Below are 16,162 nucleotides of genomic sequence, written 5' to 3'. Positions count from 1 at the left end.
GGGGGCTTCCTCAATCTATAACCCATCGTTATCCAATTGTCCCAATAAATGTAGTTGGATTTAGAGGGGAGATGCTAATAAATTTGAAACATCCCCTTTTCCTAGGGCCCCAAAAATAATAAAGGAAGCCCGTCGTGACGACACATAATAATTACCGCTGCCGTTTAAAACTATTTCCGATCCTTTGCATGTCGCTTAAAGCGAATAGTGCTCAGTACGAAGGAGGCAAGGTATGAATGGCGCCGACGAGATAATTTCCGTTAAGAGCGTTTACAAGGTATTTGGCTCACAACCTGACCTCGCTATGAAGATGCTCGCCGATGGTGCATCAAAGGCTGAAGTTTTCCAGAAAACAGGCCAGGCAATTGGAGTGTTTGATGCGAACTTCGCTGTCCGCAGAGGCGAGATATTTGTCATCATGGGATTGTCAGGTTCTGGCAAGTCTACGATGGTGAGGTTGTTTAATCGTTTGATTGAGCCAACTTCTGGATCCATATTTCTTAATGGCAGAGAAATTACTGGGTTGGGTGACAAGGATCTTCTGCAAGTTCGAAGGAAAGACATGGGAATGGTCTTTCAATCGTTCGCCCTCATGCCCCATATGAGCGTAATTGACAACGTCAGTTTTGGCTTGGAAATCAGTGGCGTAGGTGAGAAGGAGCGGTATTGCCGTGCAATGGGCGCCTTAGAGCAAGTCGGGCTTTCAGGGCAGGAGTACAGCTATCCACACCAATTGTCCGGCGGCATGCAGCAGCGCGTAGGCTTGGCCAGGGCGTTGGCTAACGATCCCGCAATTTTGCTCATGGATGAAGCGTTCTCCGCTCTAGACCCGATGATTCGCAGCGAAATGCAGGGCGAATTGATCAAGCTTCAGGCCGAGCAGGACAGGACAATCATCTTTATCTCCCACGATATTGAAGAGGCTGTTCGGATCGGGCACCGAATCGCGATCATGGAAGGAGGACGTGTTGTGCAAATAGGCACACCTCGTGAGCTTCTCTGTAATCCGGTTAACAAATACGTCCGTGATTTTTTCAATGGATTTGATTCCAGTCGAATCCTTCGGGCGGGAGATATTGCCCAGCAAGACTCAAGCATCTCTTATGAACCAGGGCGTCAAACTCCCATAAAAGCAGAAGCTTCTCTAAGAGAAATTCTTCATTTGGTCGCTGCCTCGGCAACTCCTATTCCGGTCGTGGACGAGATTGGGCTGTACAAAGGCTCCATTTCGCAAGGCCATCTTCTGAGCTGCCTGCATAACAGTTAATTTAAATAATCAGAATGATAAAAAGTTCTGATGGCGAGGAAGAATCATGTCGGACTTTAATTTTTTAGACCCCTTCCAAAGTTTAAATATTCCGTTGGGGTCATGGGTTGAAACAGCCCTGAAGTATTTGGTGCACAACTTCAGAGAGGTGTTTAGAACAATCCGGTGGCCGGTGGATCAGGTGTTGGATGGCGTACAGTGGGGATTGCTCTCTGTGCCACCTACCGTATTCATCATCATCGCTGGATTGATTAGCTGGCAGATCGGCGGCAAGCGAATTGCTATTTTCAGCGTGGCAACTTTGACAGGGCTTGGATTAATAGGTGTGTGGAACGATGCCATGGTAACTCTGGCATTGGTACTTACATCGCTCCTGTTCTGCGCCGTTATTGGTATACCCCTTGGAATCCTGTGCGCTCGCAGTGATCGAACGGAAATGATCGTCCGTCCAGTGCTGGATGCCATGCAAACGCTACCCGCCTTTGTTTATTTGGTGCCAGTGGTGATGTTGTTCGGCATCGGCAACGTTCCTGGTGTGATTGTCACGATCATCTTCTCTGTTGCCCCGTTGGTGCGGTTGACCAATTTGGGGATACGGCAGGTACCTGCGGACAAGGTTGAGGCTGCTCGGGCCTTTGGGTGCACGGCCACTCAGATGCTCATGAAGGTTCAATTGCCCCTTGCGGCTCCTACGATGATGGCTGGATTGAACCAGACACTGATGCTTTCCCTATCGATGGTGGTTGTAGCGTCGATGATCTCGGTAGGCGGTCTGGGATTGATGGTGTTAAGCGGTATCGGCCGTTTGGATATGGGACTCGCGAGTGTCGGTGGGGCCGGCTTGGTACTCCTGGCAGTGTTCCTTGATCGCTTGACCCAAGCCATGGGCGAACGCAGTAGTGATCTAGCATCTGGCCAGCATTGGTATGAGACCGGGCCTGTGGGTCTTGTTATGAAGTTGAAGAAAAAAAAGAACGTTACACGTCCAGTGACTAATTAAGCTTGCCTGCTCACCTATTAAAAATCTAAGCGTGGTGAAACATGAACCTTGCAAATCTTAAAAAAACCGTGGTCGCGAGTGTGGTTGCTTCATTGTTTGGTGTTGTCCTTTCTTCGGCGGCTTATGCGGCTGATGCAAACAAACCAGGAGCCGGTACCTCTATAACTCCTATTTTTCCAACGATTGCGGAAGAACGCTTTCGGGGTGAGGTCGCAGTAGCCGGTCTGAAGGAACTTGGTTACGACGTTAAGCAGCCAAAGGAAACGGATTATCCAGCGATGTTCCTCGCATTGTCATACGGTGATGCGGATTTCACGGTTCATGAATGGGAGCAACTGCATGCTGCCTTCTATGATAAGGCCGGTGGCGATGATTCGATGGTGAAGGTCGGCCAGGTCATGAAGGGCGTTTTGCAAGGCTACATGATCGATAAGAAAACAGCAGACGCTTACAACATCAAAGATCTTTCTGATTTGAAGAAGCCTGAGATTGCAAAACTTTTCGACAGTAATGGCGATGGCAAGGCGGATTTGACCGGGTGCAACCCCGGTTGGGGCTGTGAAATTATGGTCGAGCATCACATGAAGGCTTACGGTTTGGGGCCGACAGTGGTCGACAACCGCGGCTCTTACTTTGCCTTGATGGCGGATACGATCACCAGGTATCAACAAGGAAAACCTGTACTTTATTTCACTTGGGTTCCTCAGTGGATCGCAAGCGTACTTGTTGAAGGGAAAGACGTAGTTTGGTTGCCAGTCCCGTTTACCTCGTTGCCTGATGGCAAGGAAAGTAAAGACACTTTCTATCAAGGGAAAAATCTTGGTTTCCCAGTGGATACTGTCAACGCGGTCATGAATAAAGAGTTTGCAGAGAAAAACCCTGTTGCTCGCAAATTCTTGTCCGAAATCAGCATCGGTACTGCTGATGAAAGCGCTCAGAACCTGCGTATGCAAAATGGCGAAAAATCACTTGCTGATATCAAACGCCATGCAGCTGAGTGGATCAAAGCTCACCAAACGGAATATGATGGCTGGTTGGCGGATGCAAGAGCTGCAGCTAAGAAGTAATAGCTGAAACAAAGAATGCGGCTGGAGTTTTGGCCAGCCGCTCTCTAGCAAGAATGTGGTTGTTTCACGCAAAAAGTTACCAGGTGGCAAATGATGGATACATTCCAAAGCACGTTGAAGTTCCAAAATATTGGGTTTCGACAAACTACAGATTCAATTGGTCACGAAAAAGTAGTGCGGGTAGCATTTATCGTGCTGGATCACTTTTCGCTGACCACGCTTTCAACCGCGATGGATGCTCTGGCGACTGGTAATTTAATAAGCTGCAATACGATATATAAGGTTTCTACTTATTCACTTCAGGGTGGGTTGGTCGAAAGTGACATCGGGGTGCCGCTCTCGTCGGAGAAGTTGGTGGTTGAAAAAATCAACCACCATGCGGTGATTGTTGTCGGTGGCCAAAGAGTAAGGTTGTCCTCTAATCCATTGCTTCGGCGAGCATTGAAAAAAGCGGCTTCAGGCAAAGGAATTGTTGGTGGTGTCTGGAATGCTGCGTTTTATTTGGCAGATGCAGGTCTGCTTGATGACCAGAATTCTGCTTGTCACACTGATAGTTGCGCCTTGATGAATGAGTATTTCCCACGGGTAAAAATATCTGATGCGGATTTCATATGTGAACGTCGTCGCGCAACCTGCTCCGGGGCTTCATCCGCCCTAGATATGACCCTGTCAATCATGCAGGAACTGGGCTGTAGTAGTGACGCTGATCTGGCTAATGAAATAAAACGCGTGCATCAGTCAAAGCAAGTTCAGCTTAGCGAAGCAGACCCGTGCACGAGCATTTTACCAAGAAGCATTCCTAGGCCGCTTGATATGGCGCTAACTCTTATGGAAAGCCATATTGAAGAGCCCATGGAGATTGAGGAAATTGCGAGTCATGTTGGTGTTTCGCGTCGACAGCTTGAAAGAAGGTTTGCTCGCTACCTGAATGCCGCACCAAATAGATATTATCTTGAACTGAGATTGACCCGCGCCAGGCAACTGATTGTCCAAAGTAATCGATCATTGACAGATGTAGCGCTTGCAACAGGTTTCGTAAGCTATCCGCATTTCTACAAACGCTTCAAAGATTTGTTTGGCCTGCCTCCAATGACGTTTCGGGATAATTACTATTCCAATGACTATGGAAGCACAGAGCGTTACGCCATTGCAGCTAATTTTTAACTGACATCTATAGCGCTCGAAGTAGCCGCTATTGTTGTCGATATTAAACGTCATGATGCCGATTTGGGTGTTATGTGAGCGGCACAGTATTGTCGTCGTTTAGGTTTTTTACTTGGCGCCATTCCACGCGTTTTCTTCGTGTTGGGTACGGCAGGCAATCCAACAATAAACGGTTCAACACTATGAAAGTTACCTCGTTACCCGCTGATGATAAGAGCTGTGGTTGGTTCCATTTGAGCCAACCTCGTCAGCCGAAACCTGCGCACCAGGGGCATCGCTCAGCTCGGTGGGTAATTATCGGTGCCGGGTTTACTGGACTGGCAGCCGCGCGCCAACTTGCACTGAATTTTCCAAATGACGAAGTGGTGCTTGTCGAGGCGCAAGAGGTGGGCCTTGGGCCGTCGGGTCGAAACGCTGGTTTTGCAATTGATCTGCCCCATGACATTGGAGCTGATGACTATATTGGCGATATCGCGCTCGCCCGAACTGCCCTAAAGCTCAATTTGGCTGGTCAGTCGATTTTGCGAGACCTAGTAGACGAATACAGTATTGATTGCCAGATGAAGGCATGTGGTAAGTATCAAGCAGCTGTGGAAGACCGTGGTATTGCAGTGCTCGAAGCATACAGACGAGGACTCGATAAGCTTGATCAACCCTATGAAATGATTGATGAAAAAGAGTTGCCAAATCATCTCGGAACTCATTTTTATCGCAAGGCGCTGTACACCCCAGGAGCAATTTTGCTCCAACCATCAGCGTTGGTGAAGGGGCTGGCAGACAGTTTGCCTTCCAACGTTACGCTGTATGAGCGCACTCCAATTCTGGAGGTGGAATACGGCGCCAAAACAATATTGATACATGCAAACGGAAGTATCACCGCCGATAAGCTGATTTTGGCCAATAACTCTTTCGGGATGCGTTTTGGCTTTCTACAAGGGCGTATGTTGCCAATTTACACCTATGGCAGCATCACTCGACAGCTGACGGAAGAGGAGCAGGCTCGTCTAGGTGGAAAACCTTTTTGGGGCGCAATTCCAGCAGATCCATTCGGAACTACGGTTCGGCGTACTCCTGATAATCGGATACTGATTCGAAATAGTTTCAGTTTTAACCCGGATGGGCGTAGTAACGAAAAGTATAACGAACGATTTGTACGCCGCCATAAAGCCTCGTTCGATAAACGCTTTCCTATGCTGCCGAATGTAAATTTCGAGTACACGTGGGGCGGGGCATTAGCTATGTCAAGAAACCATAATGGCTTCTTTGGCGAGTTGGCACCCAATGTTTATGGTGCTTTGGGTTGTAATGGACTTGGTGTTACCCGTGGGACGGTAACCGGGAAACTACTGGCAGATTGGCTGGCAGGCGATCGTGGTGGTCTTATCGATTTTCTTCTACAAGCGCCAGGGCCGAACAGCAATCCGCCTGAACCTTTTCTTTCGTTGGGCGTAAATATGAACCTTAAATGGGGACAATATCGCGCCGGCAGAGAAAGCTAAATCAGAAAGCTCTGAATCGATGATTCAGATGGATACTACTTGTTAATGCAATATGCAGTCCGATGTTTCAAGTATAAGGATAAGAAATGAAGAACGTTGGTGTTTCAATTGAGGACGTACCACTTAATGGCTTTCATCGTCTGCTGACGATTCGTTCAGCGGGTGGATCTTTTGTAGACGGATATGTCCTCAGTATCATCGGCGTCGCGCTGATACATATGTCAAAGTCCTTGGCCCTCGATGATTTTTGGGAAGGCATGATTGCCGCTTCTGCATTGATCGGAATATTTTTCGGCGGTTTCTTGGGTGGGTGGCTCACTGATGTTATGGGCCGGAAGCGGCTTTTGTTCGTAGGGCCAACTATATTCATCGTAGCGTCGTTAGCTCAATATTGGGTCGAGTCGGCCATCGTGCTCTTCTTCTTGAGATTGTTGCTTGGCGTGGCGGTGGGCATTGAATACCCTGTTGCGACCTCGCTACTCGTAGAGTTTCTACCAAAAAAGTATCGCGGCCCGAGATTGGCGATGCTAACAATTCTTTGGTTTGCCGGCGCAGCGATGGCCTATATCGTCGGCGAAATTATGTTTAAGTTTTGGGGCTCGGATGCTTGGCGTCTAGTATTGGCCAGTGCGTCAATCATTGGGGCCATGTTGTTTCTAGTACGTATTGGCACACCAGAATCGCCACGTTGGTTGTTGAACAAAGGCCGTGCTGCAGAAGCTGAAGCAATTATCAAAAAGGTTTACGGCGACGATTTTTCCTTGGCTAACCTCCCGGAGCAACCCACCGGTGACAAAATTACGATCTTCAACCTTGTCCATTCCGGATACGGTAAACGAATGCTATTTGTTGTGATTTTTTGGACTTGCTCTGTAGTTCCATTGTTTGCCGTTTACGCTTTCGCACCCAAGGTGTTGGCAGCTTTGAATCTTCAAGGAGACTGGGCATCTTTAGGCTCTGTCGCGATTACTTTGTTTTTTGTGGTTGGGTGCATCATCTCAACCAGGATAATAAATGTGGTAGGTCGCCGTAATCTCCTGATTTATAGCTTCCTTTGTTCTGGGCTTGCCTTGCTTGGATTGGCTATCGGTCATGCAGGGCCAAGCACTCTGGTTTTGTTCTTTTTCATTGTTTATGCCCTATTCATTGGAGGAGCTCAAGTTCTCACCTTGGTTTATCCCAACGAGCTGTTTCCAACGGAAATTCGAGCATTTGCTGTCGGTGTAGGGACTTCACTTTCCCGAATCGGTGCAGCAGCGGGGACTTATCTGGTTCCGATTTCATTAAGCAAGCTGGGTATTGCCGAGACTATGTATGTGGCTGCGGCAGTTACCTTGGTCGGCCTGGTGTTGTCCTGGATTCTTGCTCCTGAAACTCGATCGTTGAACCTGCAACAAGCTGCATCGCTGAATTAACAGTTTTGAAATTCGGAAACCACTGGAGGAAACATTATGAACTTTGACGGCATTTATACCCCTGCCATTACTCCGTTATCTTCGGATGGCCAAATTGACTTTTCGGCCTTTGGTGAGGTTATTGAGTATCTGGTCGAATCCAAGGTTCACGGTATTATTATCGGCGGATCGACTGGTGAGTATTATGCTCACACTGCAGCCGAGCGTGTGGAGATTGCTCAGCGTGCAAAAGATGTCCTCAAAGGTCGCCTGCCTCTGGTTGTGGGCACCGGTGGTATTCGAACCGAGGACTCCGTTTACTTTGCTGAGAAGGCGAAGGAGCTTGAGGCTGATGCCCTCCTGGTTGGTTCTCCACCATATGCTTTGCCCACTCAAAAAGAGATCGCTACCCATGTCTTGGCTGTAGATAAAGCTGCTGGTCTGCCGATCATGCTTTACAACTACCCAGCCCGGATGGGAGTTGCCATGGGCGACGAGTTCTTCGAAGCTGTTGCGCACTGCAAAAATATCGTCGCTATCAAGGAAAGCTCAGGTGAGATGAATCGTCTGCATCGCCTGGCTCATTCACATCCGTCCATCCAGATCTCGTGTGGCTGGGATGATCAAGCTTTGGAATTCTTTGCTTGGGGTGCTCGCAGCTGGGTTTGCGCCGGTTCGAATTTCATTCCTCGCGAACACGTCGCTCTCTACGAAGCTTGTGTCATTGAAAAAGACTTCGCCAAAGGCCGCCGCATCATGTCGGCCATGCTTCCTCTGATGGACTTCCTTGAAGGCGGGAAATTTGTTCAATCCATCAAGCATGGCAGTGAACTGAGTGGATTGCGTGCCGGTGGCGTACGGGCTCCTTTGCAGCCTTTGGAGGAGTCCGAGAAGCAAGAGCTGAAAGAAGTTATTCGAACCCTCAAACACAACGTCGCCCAAATCGTTGGGGAGGCTTGAGATGGCAGACCTTCTTAGTAAAGAGGCATATCGCGAACTTGCAGGTAAGCTTGAGTTTCGCAATCAAGCCTTTATCAACGGAAAGTTTCGTGATGCTCAATCGGGCAAAACGTTCACCACGATTAATCCGGCCACTGGTGACGTTCTAGCTGAGATTGCCGCTTGTGATTCTCGGGATGTAGACGATGCCGTTGCGGCGGCCAAAGAGGCGTTTGAAGACGCACGTTGGCATTCGCTCTCTCCTTCGGCACGCAAATCTGTGTTGCTGCGTTTTGCTCAACTGCTCGAAGACAACTCGCACGAATTGGCGCTGCTCGAAAGCCTGGATAGCGGCAAGCCTATTCGTGAATGTCAGAACATCGATATTCCCGAGACGATTCATACGCTGCGTTGGCATGCCGAGCTGATCGACAAAATCTACGATGCGACCGCGCCAGTAGGTTCGGGAGCGGTCACGATGGTGGTGCGTGAGCCTATTGGAGTCGTCGGTCTCGTTTTGCCGTGGAACTTCCCGCTTCTGATGCTTGCCTGGAAAATTGGCCCGTCCCTGGCCGCAGGTTGTTCGATCGTTGTTAAGCCAGCGAAGGAAACTACGTTGAGCACGTTGCGCGTTGCTGAATTGGCTTATCTGGCAGGTATTCCTGCGGGCGTATTCAGCGTAGTGCCTGGTAGTGGCAAAGATGCGGGTGAGCCCTTAGGCCGCCACACGGATGTCGCAATGGTCAGCTTCACAGGCTCTACTGACACTGGTCGGCTGTTTCTCAAATACTCCAGTGAGTCAAACCTGAAGCGCATCGTTCTGGAGTGCGGAGGCAAAAATCCTGCAGTTGTGATGGACGATGTCGAAGACATTGATCTCGTCGCGCAGCACGTGGTGAATGGCGCTTTCTGGAACATGGGCGAAAACTGCTCTGCCTCCTCTCGTTTGATCGTTCATACCGACATCAAAGACGATCTTTTGAAACGTATTCAGGTGCATCTGCGTGATTGGCAAATGGGTGATCCGCTTGACCCTGAAAATCGTCTCGGGTCGATGGTCAGCACAGCTCACTTTGAAAAAGTGCGCTCCTTCATCGAGCATGCCAAAGACGAAAAGCTTGATGTGTTGGTGGGAGGGAATACTGCACAAAATATCTTTGTCGAGCCTACCATCGTTGATGGAGTAGGCCGTGATAGCCGGTTGTTCCAAGAAGAAATTTTCGGCCCCGTCCTGAGCGTAACGACGTTCAAAACAGTAGACGAAGCGATCGAGCTGGCTAACGACACTGCTTATGGATTAGCGGCGTCCGCGTACACTGGAAACCTGCGCAATGCATTGAAGCTCTCGCGTGGTATTCGCGCCGGTATCGTCACCGTGAACTGCTTCGGTGAAGGCGATGCTTCTACTCCTTTCGGCGGTTACAAGGAGTCTGGCTTCGGTGGTCGGGACAAGTCCATTTGGGCCCATGACCAGTACACCGAGTTGAAAACCATCTGGATCGATGCGTCCTGATTCAGATTACTCGACCGATTTGAAGATCGCCTCAACCGCTTTGGTTGGGGCGATCTTCGTGTTTGGTTGATCTGAGTGGCCGTTCAGGCCCATGACCAGGTTCGTACAGGTTGTGGTGCTAGCGGTGGCGGCCGATTTTTTTGCGGCTCGATTTTATCGTTTTAGCTTCTAAGAAAAGGTGGCTTGAAGTGATAGAGCAGCGAAGTTTTTGTGGAACAATCAAAGGGAAAAATCTCCGCTATCTCAAAGACGAGAAGCCTACGACGGTTTCCCGTTCAGGGGTGGGCTTTATCCTGCTTGATCACTTTTCTCTCCCATCGTTTACCAATGCATTGGACGCGCTCGTAACCGCGAATTTGTTGCGGCCTGAGCTTTACAGTACCTGCACGTTTACGCTTGATGGCCAGGAAGTTAAGAGCGACTTGGGCATCATCATCCGTCCGGATCAAGATCTTTCATCCTATCCACTGAGCGAACTGAAGTTGTTGATTGTTTGTGGCGGTCTACGGACACCACTACGCGCTGATGCTCAGTTACGCGTCCTGCTCAAGAAAGCCGCCGAGAAGGGAGTAGCATTAGCTGGCCTATGGAATGGAGCTTGGTTCTTGGGACAGGCTGGTTTGCTGGATGCTTACCGATGCGCCATTCACCCGGAACATCGGCCAGCACTGGCAGAGACTGCCCAGCACAGTCAGGTAACGAGCGAGAGCTTTATGGTTGATCGCGATCGCTATACAGCTGCAAGCCCGAGTGGTGCGTTCCATATGGTCTTGGATTGGATTGGTCAGTCGCATGGCGCAAGCCTTGTGGATGGCATTTCGGACATCCTGGCATTTGATGCCTCACGATACCGACGCCTGAATCCAACACTCCACATCAAGATGGCGGCGCCTTTGAGAGAGATCGTCAAACTGATGGAAGCGAATCTCGAAGAACCATTGGATCTGGAGCAGATGTCAGGTTGGGTCAAACTGTCCAGGCGTCAGATCGAACGGTTGTTCAGAGCTCAGTTGGGTACCACACCGTTACGCTATTACCTGGAGCTTCGGGTAACTGAAGCACGCCGATTGCTGCAGCATTCGAGGCTCACCATAGTTCAGGTCGCGGTGGCCTGTGGATTCGTCTCCCCGAGCCATTTCAGCAAATGCTATACGGCTTATTTTGGGTATGCCCCTTCCCGAGAAACACGAATGGAATTTTGAAGGTCGGAGTTCTTGTCATGTTCGTGCGATGACTGCGCTCAGACTGTGACGTGACTGATACGCTGGTAGGCGTTATATGTTCCGAGCTTTCAAGCAGACAGCTTGGACAAACTGATGGGCTCCGGAGGTGAGGTGAAGGACAACAAGGTCAGGCTCTACGAGGAGCTAAAACAACAGATTCTAACGATGGATCTACAGCCTGATCAGATGCTGGATGAAGTTGCGGTCAGCACCCAATACGGGCTGTCTCGCACTCCGGTAAGGGACACGCTTCGCCGCTTGGCAGGGGAAGGGTACGTAGAAAATCGAGCGAATCATGGCGCCAGGGTCAGTCCAATGGGCCATGAAATACGTCGAAGCTTCCTTCTGGTTGCTCCTATGATTTTCACCGCGATTGGAAGACTTGCAGTGCAGGGGTTCAAGTCGTTCCAACTCATCGAACTAAAAGCTGCGCATGAGCGATATAGAGCAGCGAGTGAAGCGCAGCAAGTTCAACAGATGGTTCTGGAGAATCATCGGTTTCATGAAATTCTGGGCGAGATGGCGGCTAGCCCCTATCTAGAAGCCAGCTTCAGTCGATTGCTGCTGGATCAAGCCCGAATGGATTTGCTCGCTGTACGTCTTCGCGATTCGGATGCACAGATGGCTCGCTGTTTGGAATGGCAGTCTGCGTTGGTTGACGCCATTGGTGACCACGACGAAGAACGAGTCGCGGAACTAATTCGTGGTTTTAGGAGCTGAATATTTCCTAAAGTAACGAATCCATGTGCCGGCATTCCTGGCCAGTTGCGATTGGCAAATCGATGTCGGATTCGAGTAACTCATCGGTGAGAGTCGGGACATCGTTGTGACTCATCCTTGTTTGGTTGAGAAAATTGCTGGCATTTGAAGGTGCTTGTAAATGGCGAAAAACCTCAGGCCGAAGGTGAAGATAAAGGCAATCCAACCGGCGATCCAGACCGACGGGAATAGGTCGCGCAACAGCACATAGAGGGTGCATCCCAGCAATAGTGGCGTGGCATATATGTCACGGGACATCAGCAGTGAAACTCTCCCGGCCAGGACATCGCGCGCTATGCCACCGCCAATGCTGGTCAGCACGCCCATCATTACTGCCAACGGCGCGGCGAGGTGTAACGCCAGTACCTTCTCGGTAGCAGCCAGTGCGAACAGGGCAGCCGCCAGGCCGTCGAGGTAGAGCAACAGGCGATAACGTCGTTGCAGTCGTTGGGTCAGGAAAAACGCCAGCAGCGCAGCAAACAATGCGGCCCAGATGTAATTGAAGTCGGCAATCCAGAAGATCGGCAGATCCAGCAGCAGGTCGCGCAGGGTGCCGCCGCCAATAGCGGTGATGATGCCCAGCACCATCGCACCGAAAAAATCGACATCGGCTTTTTTGATAGCAAGCACACCGGTGATGGAAAACACCGCAATGCCAAGCATTTCCTGAAAATAAAGCATGTTGTATTCCTTTCTCAGGTTGCCAGTCAGCTGCACGATGTCTGCGGGCACATATCGGTGTACCGCGATCTGCGGGGGCATTGTTATGGCAAAGCTGAGGTGGTTCTGCTTGTGCCTGTTGGTGCAACCATAACTGAACTCTTAAGGAGCGTCTTTCTTAAATGATCGGCCTTTTTTTCGCCTCAAATGCATAGCGGCCTTGATAGATTGTCGTGTCGTAGCGAGCCAAAAGAAGGGCGTAATCTGTCGGTTCAACTGAGTAGGGCAAGCTTTAACATCGACGTCCGTCATACCCTATCTGACATTGCACTTTCCGAAGGCTGCTGGGGTTTTCTGTTGCGAACAAGGAGCTTTTTATGTGCATCCTATACTTGGCAGACCCAGCCGCTGCGGGAGAGTGGCGAGATTACCTATCAACGCTCGCCCCTGAGCTAGAGTTCCGCCAGTGGCCTGATATCGGCAACCCGGCAGAGGTGCTCTACATCCTGGCTTGGGAGCCTCTAGCTGACCTTGCAGAGCAGTTTCGTAATCTTCGAGTCCTTTACGCTGCCGGGGCTGGAGTAGATCAGTTCGATTTGGCTCAACTACCTGATCAGGTGTCGCTCGTTCGGCTGGTGGATCTCTCAATGGCAGACATCATGGCCGAGTACGTTCTGCTCAGTGTTCTTGCCTTACATCGAGACATCCTCACCTACCAAGAGGATCAACGGAGTGGTCGTTGGCAACCACGGCCGATAGTGCATGCTTCACAGCGGCGAGTTGGTGTAATGGGGGTTGGTAATCTAGGGCGAGCCGCACTGGATCGACTTCAACCATTGGGGTTTAAGCTCAGTGGTTGGAATCGTTCATTGAAGAATGTTCCTGGTGGGCGCTGTTACGTCGGTCTGGAGCAACTGGAACACTTCTTGGGGCAATGCGACATCCTGGTGAACATGCTGCCATTGACCCCCGAAACAAATGGAATCCTCAATGCGGCGAGATTTCGTTGTCTGCCTCATGGCGCTGGATTCATCAACGTAGGGCGTGGCGCCCACGTAATTGAGCAGGATCTGCTTGATGCGTTGAATGCAGGTCAAGTGGGAGGTGCCGTGCTGGATGTGTTGGTACAAGAGCCTCCATCGCCACAAAGCCCGTTCTGGAAACACCCACGAATCCTCTTGACCCCTCATGTCGCTAGTGATGTGCAGATTGAAGGCGGTGTGGCGGTGATAGTTGAGAACCTCCGGAGAGAGCGTGAAGGGCTGCCAATTTTGAACGTGGTTGATCGGTCTAAGGGCTACTAACTCTCGGCTGGCAGGTACGAGGTCAATTTTGGCAGAGCGCTATCTGTCGCCACAAAGCTGCCATTCGTTAAGAGACCACAGGAAAGCAAAACACTTACTTGTTTGGGAGCGTTTTGACGGTTAATTGGGTGACACCATTCAATGCTTAACCGCTTTAGGTTTGCGGCCGCGCGCGTTCGGTTTCACTGGCACGCTTTTCCCGTACTCGCTCCACCATAACGCGAGTGCCTCCATCGTCGGCCCGAGCGCACGGGCCTTTGCCGTCATCTCATATTCCACGCGCGGGGGCACTTCCGCGAACACTGTTCGCGATACCAGGCCATCGTTTTCGAGCTCACGAAGTTGTGCCGTCAGCATGTGTTGGGTGATGCCGTTAATCGCTTTGCGTAGTTCTCCGAAACGATAAACTCGCTGGTTCAACAGCCACATGATTTCCAGCTTCCACTTGCCTGAGAGGAGCGCAAATGCACGGCGCATTTCCTCGTGCATGTTGATTTGATCGTCACCATTAGTCTGGTTTTCCATACTAAGCACCACTTTTTCATCCTACTTGTAGCTTTTCATATTAGGCGACATCTTTGACCTAAGTCGACGCATTAACGCTTGCTTAGGAAAACTCCATGATCGAAATCTATATTTATTGGATCAGTACAACATTGCTGTCGTTGTTGTATCTGGCCTCGGCAACGATGTACCTGGTTAAAAGAGACTGGGTTCGTCAAGCATTCGCCGACCTCGGCTATCCCGCCTATCTCGTGCCGATCCTCATTGCAGTGAAGATCCTGGCGGTGGCCGCCATTCTGTTGCGCATCAACGTGCCGCTTAGCGACCTCGCTTACGCCGGCATGCTTTATCACCTGCTGCTCTCGGCATTAGCACACATCAATGTCCGCAAGCCTCGTGGTGCCCTGCCGGCGGCTATTTGCCTGGTGTTGCTGGTCGCTTCTTTCCTCACCCAAAACGCTGCTCGTGACGTGTCGTCACCCTACGGGCAAGTAATAACGGCACATCAAGTAACCCCTAGATAACTGGAGATGAAAATGTCCCGACTCAATGGGAAAGTAGCCATCGTCACTGGAGCCGGCCGTGGTATCGGCCGCGCTACTGCCAAGCTTTTTGCAAGAGACGGTGCGAAAGTGGCGGTCGTTTCACGGACGGCTGAAAATGTTGCTGGTGTCGTCGCTGAGATCCAGGCAGCGGGCGGCATCGCCCTCGGCATAGTCTGTGATGTCGCCGATCCGGATCAGATCAAAGCTGCCGTGGAAAAGGTCGTGGTTGAATTTGGCCGGATCGACATTCTTGTGAACAATGCCTTCGACCCCTCAGCCGTCTTTTCATCGGTTCTCGATCTGTCGGCTGAGCAATTGCAACGCAATCTAGAGATGGGGCCGATTGCCTATCTACGGACGATGCAAGCCTGCTACCCCCACCTCAAGGCCAGCGGGGAGGGTAGGGTCATCAACTTTGCATCGTTGGCCGGTGTCATCGGCCTGCAGGGTTATGCCCCATACAACATGGCGAAGGAGGCGGTACGTGCCTTGACCCGCTCGGCGGCAAGGGAGTGGGGCGCTGACAAGATCACGGTAAACAATGTCATGCCGGTCGCTGACACTTGGGGGGCAGCAGCCGATGTGCCTGCACCCACTAACGCACTTGGCCGTTATGGATCACCCGAAGAGGACATTGCGCCGGTCGTGCTGTTCCTCGCCAGCAAGGATGCACAATTTCTGACGGGGTACAGCCTGACACCAGACGGTGGCCAAATCATCGACAGCGCACGCTGACCGTCACGTCCTAGCCGGGAGCGCAAAGTCTGTCCTGTTCGCGACAGGTACCCGAACGGTTACGGCCCTTTTTTATGCGGAGTACTGCTTCATTGCCCCGCCTGATATCAAGGCGAAGATCGGTTACTACCGTGTCCTTGGGAAGTAGGCAGCCAAGTTGATTCCGGGAGCGAGGTTGATCGAGTTTGCAGGCAAAGGCCATGTACCACAGATGGCAGACCCGGCCAGTTTTAACAAGGTGTTGATCGAAGAGCTGATCCGCAGTTAAGACAATGACGCGGGGAGGGGGGAAGAAAAGCAAAACCCCGGAGGTTGGCCCTGCCGGGGGTTCTATGGTCTCCCTGTTTCCCTGATGGGGAGAGAACATCATGAAATGGTATCAAAGCGGTGCTTCTAGATCATGTCGATACGCGACACGTTACCGGGCTGTAGGACTGCGTCACGACATTAAAGGTTGAGGATCGTGGTCGGTCGGGAGGGTGGCGGAGGAGGGAGGTAAAGTTAGCCAAGTCAGCCATATCCCGGCGCCGATTGGGGCCGTGTCGATTACTGCCTTTATTGCTCTCCGGGATTTCGTTCAATGCAACTG

Annotated in this window: 15 protein-coding genes and 1 pseudogene; 14 read left to right on the top strand and 2 right to left on the bottom strand. The window is 50.9% G+C overall.

The window, feature by feature from the left end; translation table 11 throughout:
- The first annotated feature begins 232 nt into the window (after positions 1-232).
- From ACCD00_RS11135 to ACCD00_RS11090, 10 genes are all read left to right on the top strand, one after another.
- Positions 233-1,267 carry a quaternary amine ABC transporter ATP-binding protein gene (locus ACCD00_RS11135; RefSeq protein WP_413424416.1) on the top strand — a complete coding sequence of 345 codons (1,035 nt, stop codon included), beginning with the start codon at positions 233-235 and terminating at the stop codon, positions 1,265-1,267.
- Between the two features lie 46 nt (positions 1,268-1,313).
- On the top strand, positions 1,314-2,267 hold the full coding sequence (gene proW, locus ACCD00_RS11130) for a glycine betaine/L-proline ABC transporter permease ProW (protein WP_413424414.1): 954 nt from the start codon (positions 1,314-1,316) through the stop codon (positions 2,265-2,267).
- A gap of 41 nt (positions 2,268-2,308) precedes the next feature.
- The gene (proX, locus tag ACCD00_RS11125; RefSeq protein WP_413424412.1) at positions 2,309-3,334 is read left to right on the top strand and encodes a glycine betaine/L-proline ABC transporter substrate-binding protein ProX; all 1,026 of its coding nucleotides are present in this window, start codon (positions 2,309-2,311) and stop codon (positions 3,332-3,334) included.
- 93 nt (positions 3,335-3,427) lie between these two features.
- Entirely contained in the window at positions 3,428-4,498 is a 1,071-nt protein-coding gene (locus tag ACCD00_RS11120; protein ID WP_413424410.1) for a GlxA family transcriptional regulator, read from the top strand.
- Positions 4,499-4,680: 182 nt separating this feature from the next.
- Entirely contained in the window at positions 4,681-5,997 is a 1,317-nt protein-coding gene (locus ACCD00_RS11115; RefSeq protein WP_413424408.1) for an NAD(P)/FAD-dependent oxidoreductase, read from the top strand.
- Between the two features lie 86 nt (positions 5,998-6,083).
- Complete coding sequence (locus ACCD00_RS11110) at positions 6,084-7,412, top strand: MFS transporter (RefSeq protein ID WP_413424406.1); 1,329 nt, start codon at positions 6,084-6,086, stop codon at positions 7,410-7,412.
- A 36-nt stretch (positions 7,413-7,448) separates the two neighbouring features.
- Positions 7,449-8,351: a dihydrodipicolinate synthase family protein gene (locus ACCD00_RS11105; protein WP_413424404.1), complete on the top strand. Its 903-nt coding sequence runs from the start codon at positions 7,449-7,451 to the stop codon at positions 8,349-8,351.
- 1 nt (position 8,352) lies between these two features.
- On the top strand, positions 8,353-9,843 hold the full coding sequence (locus ACCD00_RS11100; protein WP_413424402.1) for an aldehyde dehydrogenase: 1,491 nt from the start codon (positions 8,353-8,355) through the stop codon (positions 9,841-9,843).
- Between the two features lie 188 nt (positions 9,844-10,031).
- A complete protein-coding gene (locus tag ACCD00_RS11095; protein ID WP_413424456.1) occupies positions 10,032-11,045 on the top strand; it encodes a GlxA family transcriptional regulator in 1,014 nt (337 codons plus the stop codon).
- Between the two features lie 102 nt (positions 11,046-11,147).
- On the top strand, positions 11,148-11,786 hold the full coding sequence (locus ACCD00_RS11090) for a GntR family transcriptional regulator (protein ID WP_413424400.1): 639 nt from the start codon (positions 11,148-11,150) through the stop codon (positions 11,784-11,786).
- 111 nt (positions 11,787-11,897) lie between these two features.
- Here the strand turns inward: ACCD00_RS11090 and ACCD00_RS11085 are convergent, their stop codons facing one another.
- Positions 11,898-12,506: a trimeric intracellular cation channel family protein gene (locus tag ACCD00_RS11085; protein ID WP_413424398.1), complete on the bottom strand. Its 609-nt coding sequence runs from the start codon at positions 12,504-12,506 to the stop codon at positions 11,898-11,900.
- Positions 12,507-12,862: 356 nt separating this feature from the next.
- On the opposite strand from ACCD00_RS11085, the gene ACCD00_RS11080 reads away from it, so the two are divergent.
- Positions 12,863-13,789 (top strand): 2-hydroxyacid dehydrogenase, encoded by a 927-nt coding sequence (locus tag ACCD00_RS11080; RefSeq protein WP_413424396.1) that lies wholly within the window; start codon positions 12,863-12,865, stop codon positions 13,787-13,789.
- A 138-nt stretch (positions 13,790-13,927) separates the two neighbouring features.
- Here ACCD00_RS11080 and ACCD00_RS11075 read toward each other — a convergent pair whose 3' ends face one another.
- On the bottom strand, positions 13,928-14,314 hold the full coding sequence (locus tag ACCD00_RS11075) for a winged helix-turn-helix transcriptional regulator (protein ID WP_413424394.1): 387 nt from the start codon (positions 14,312-14,314) through the stop codon (positions 13,928-13,930).
- 95 nt (positions 14,315-14,409) lie between these two features.
- On the opposite strand from ACCD00_RS11075, the gene ACCD00_RS11070 reads away from it, so the two are divergent.
- The 3 genes and pseudogenes from ACCD00_RS11070 to ACCD00_RS11060 form a co-directional block, all read left to right on the top strand.
- Positions 14,410-14,817, top strand: a complete 408-nt coding sequence (locus tag ACCD00_RS11070; protein ID WP_413424392.1) for a DoxX family protein — start codon at positions 14,410-14,412, stop codon at positions 14,815-14,817.
- A gap of 12 nt (positions 14,818-14,829) precedes the next feature.
- The gene (locus tag ACCD00_RS11065) at positions 14,830-15,573 is read left to right on the top strand and encodes an SDR family NAD(P)-dependent oxidoreductase (RefSeq protein WP_413424390.1); all 744 of its coding nucleotides are present in this window, start codon (positions 14,830-14,832) and stop codon (positions 15,571-15,573) included.
- 91 nt (positions 15,574-15,664) lie between these two features.
- Positions 15,665-15,841, top strand: a pseudogene (locus ACCD00_RS11060) (alpha/beta fold hydrolase); the annotation flags it as partial.
- Positions 15,842-16,162: the final 321 nt, after the last annotated feature.

The sequence above is a fragment of the Pseudomonas sp. Pseusp3 genome (assembly GCF_047304225.1).
Classification (GTDB): Bacteria; Pseudomonadota; Gammaproteobacteria; order Pseudomonadales; family Pseudomonadaceae; genus Aquipseudomonas; species Aquipseudomonas fluorescens_CD.
Note: the sequence above shows the minus strand (reverse complement) of the source record. Positions and strands in the feature narration are given on the sequence as shown.

What these genes read in the sequence shown, in the direction of transcription:
- ACCD00_RS11135 (WP_413424416.1), top strand. Translation starts at nt 233, where the DNA reads ATGAATGGCGCCGACGAGATAATTTCCGTTAAGAGCGTTTACAAGGTA.
- proW (WP_413424414.1), top strand. Translation starts at nt 1,314, where the DNA reads ATGTCGGACTTTAATTTTTTAGACCCCTTCCAAAGTTTAAATATTCCG.
- proX (WP_413424412.1), top strand. Translation starts at nt 2,309, where the DNA reads ATGAACCTTGCAAATCTTAAAAAAACCGTGGTCGCGAGTGTGGTTGCT.
- ACCD00_RS11120 (WP_413424410.1), top strand. Translation starts at nt 3,428, where the DNA reads ATGGATACATTCCAAAGCACGTTGAAGTTCCAAAATATTGGGTTTCGA.
- ACCD00_RS11115 (WP_413424408.1), top strand. Translation starts at nt 4,681, where the DNA reads ATGAAAGTTACCTCGTTACCCGCTGATGATAAGAGCTGTGGTTGGTTC.
- ACCD00_RS11110 (WP_413424406.1), top strand. Translation starts at nt 6,084, where the DNA reads ATGAAGAACGTTGGTGTTTCAATTGAGGACGTACCACTTAATGGCTTT.
- ACCD00_RS11105 (WP_413424404.1), top strand. Translation starts at nt 7,449, where the DNA reads ATGAACTTTGACGGCATTTATACCCCTGCCATTACTCCGTTATCTTCG.
- ACCD00_RS11100 (WP_413424402.1), top strand. Translation starts at nt 8,353, where the DNA reads ATGGCAGACCTTCTTAGTAAAGAGGCATATCGCGAACTTGCAGGTAAG.
- ACCD00_RS11085 (WP_413424398.1), bottom strand. Translation starts at nt 12,506, where the DNA reads ATGCTTTATTTTCAGGAAATGCTTGGCATTGCGGTGTTTTCCATCACC.
- ACCD00_RS11080 (WP_413424396.1), top strand. Translation starts at nt 12,863, where the DNA reads ATGTGCATCCTATACTTGGCAGACCCAGCCGCTGCGGGAGAGTGGCGA.
- ACCD00_RS11075 (WP_413424394.1), bottom strand. Translation starts at nt 14,314, where the DNA reads ATGGAAAACCAGACTAATGGTGACGATCAAATCAACATGCACGAGGAA.
- ACCD00_RS11070 (WP_413424392.1), top strand. Translation starts at nt 14,410, where the DNA reads ATGATCGAAATCTATATTTATTGGATCAGTACAACATTGCTGTCGTTG.
- ACCD00_RS11065 (WP_413424390.1), top strand. Translation starts at nt 14,830, where the DNA reads ATGTCCCGACTCAATGGGAAAGTAGCCATCGTCACTGGAGCCGGCCGT.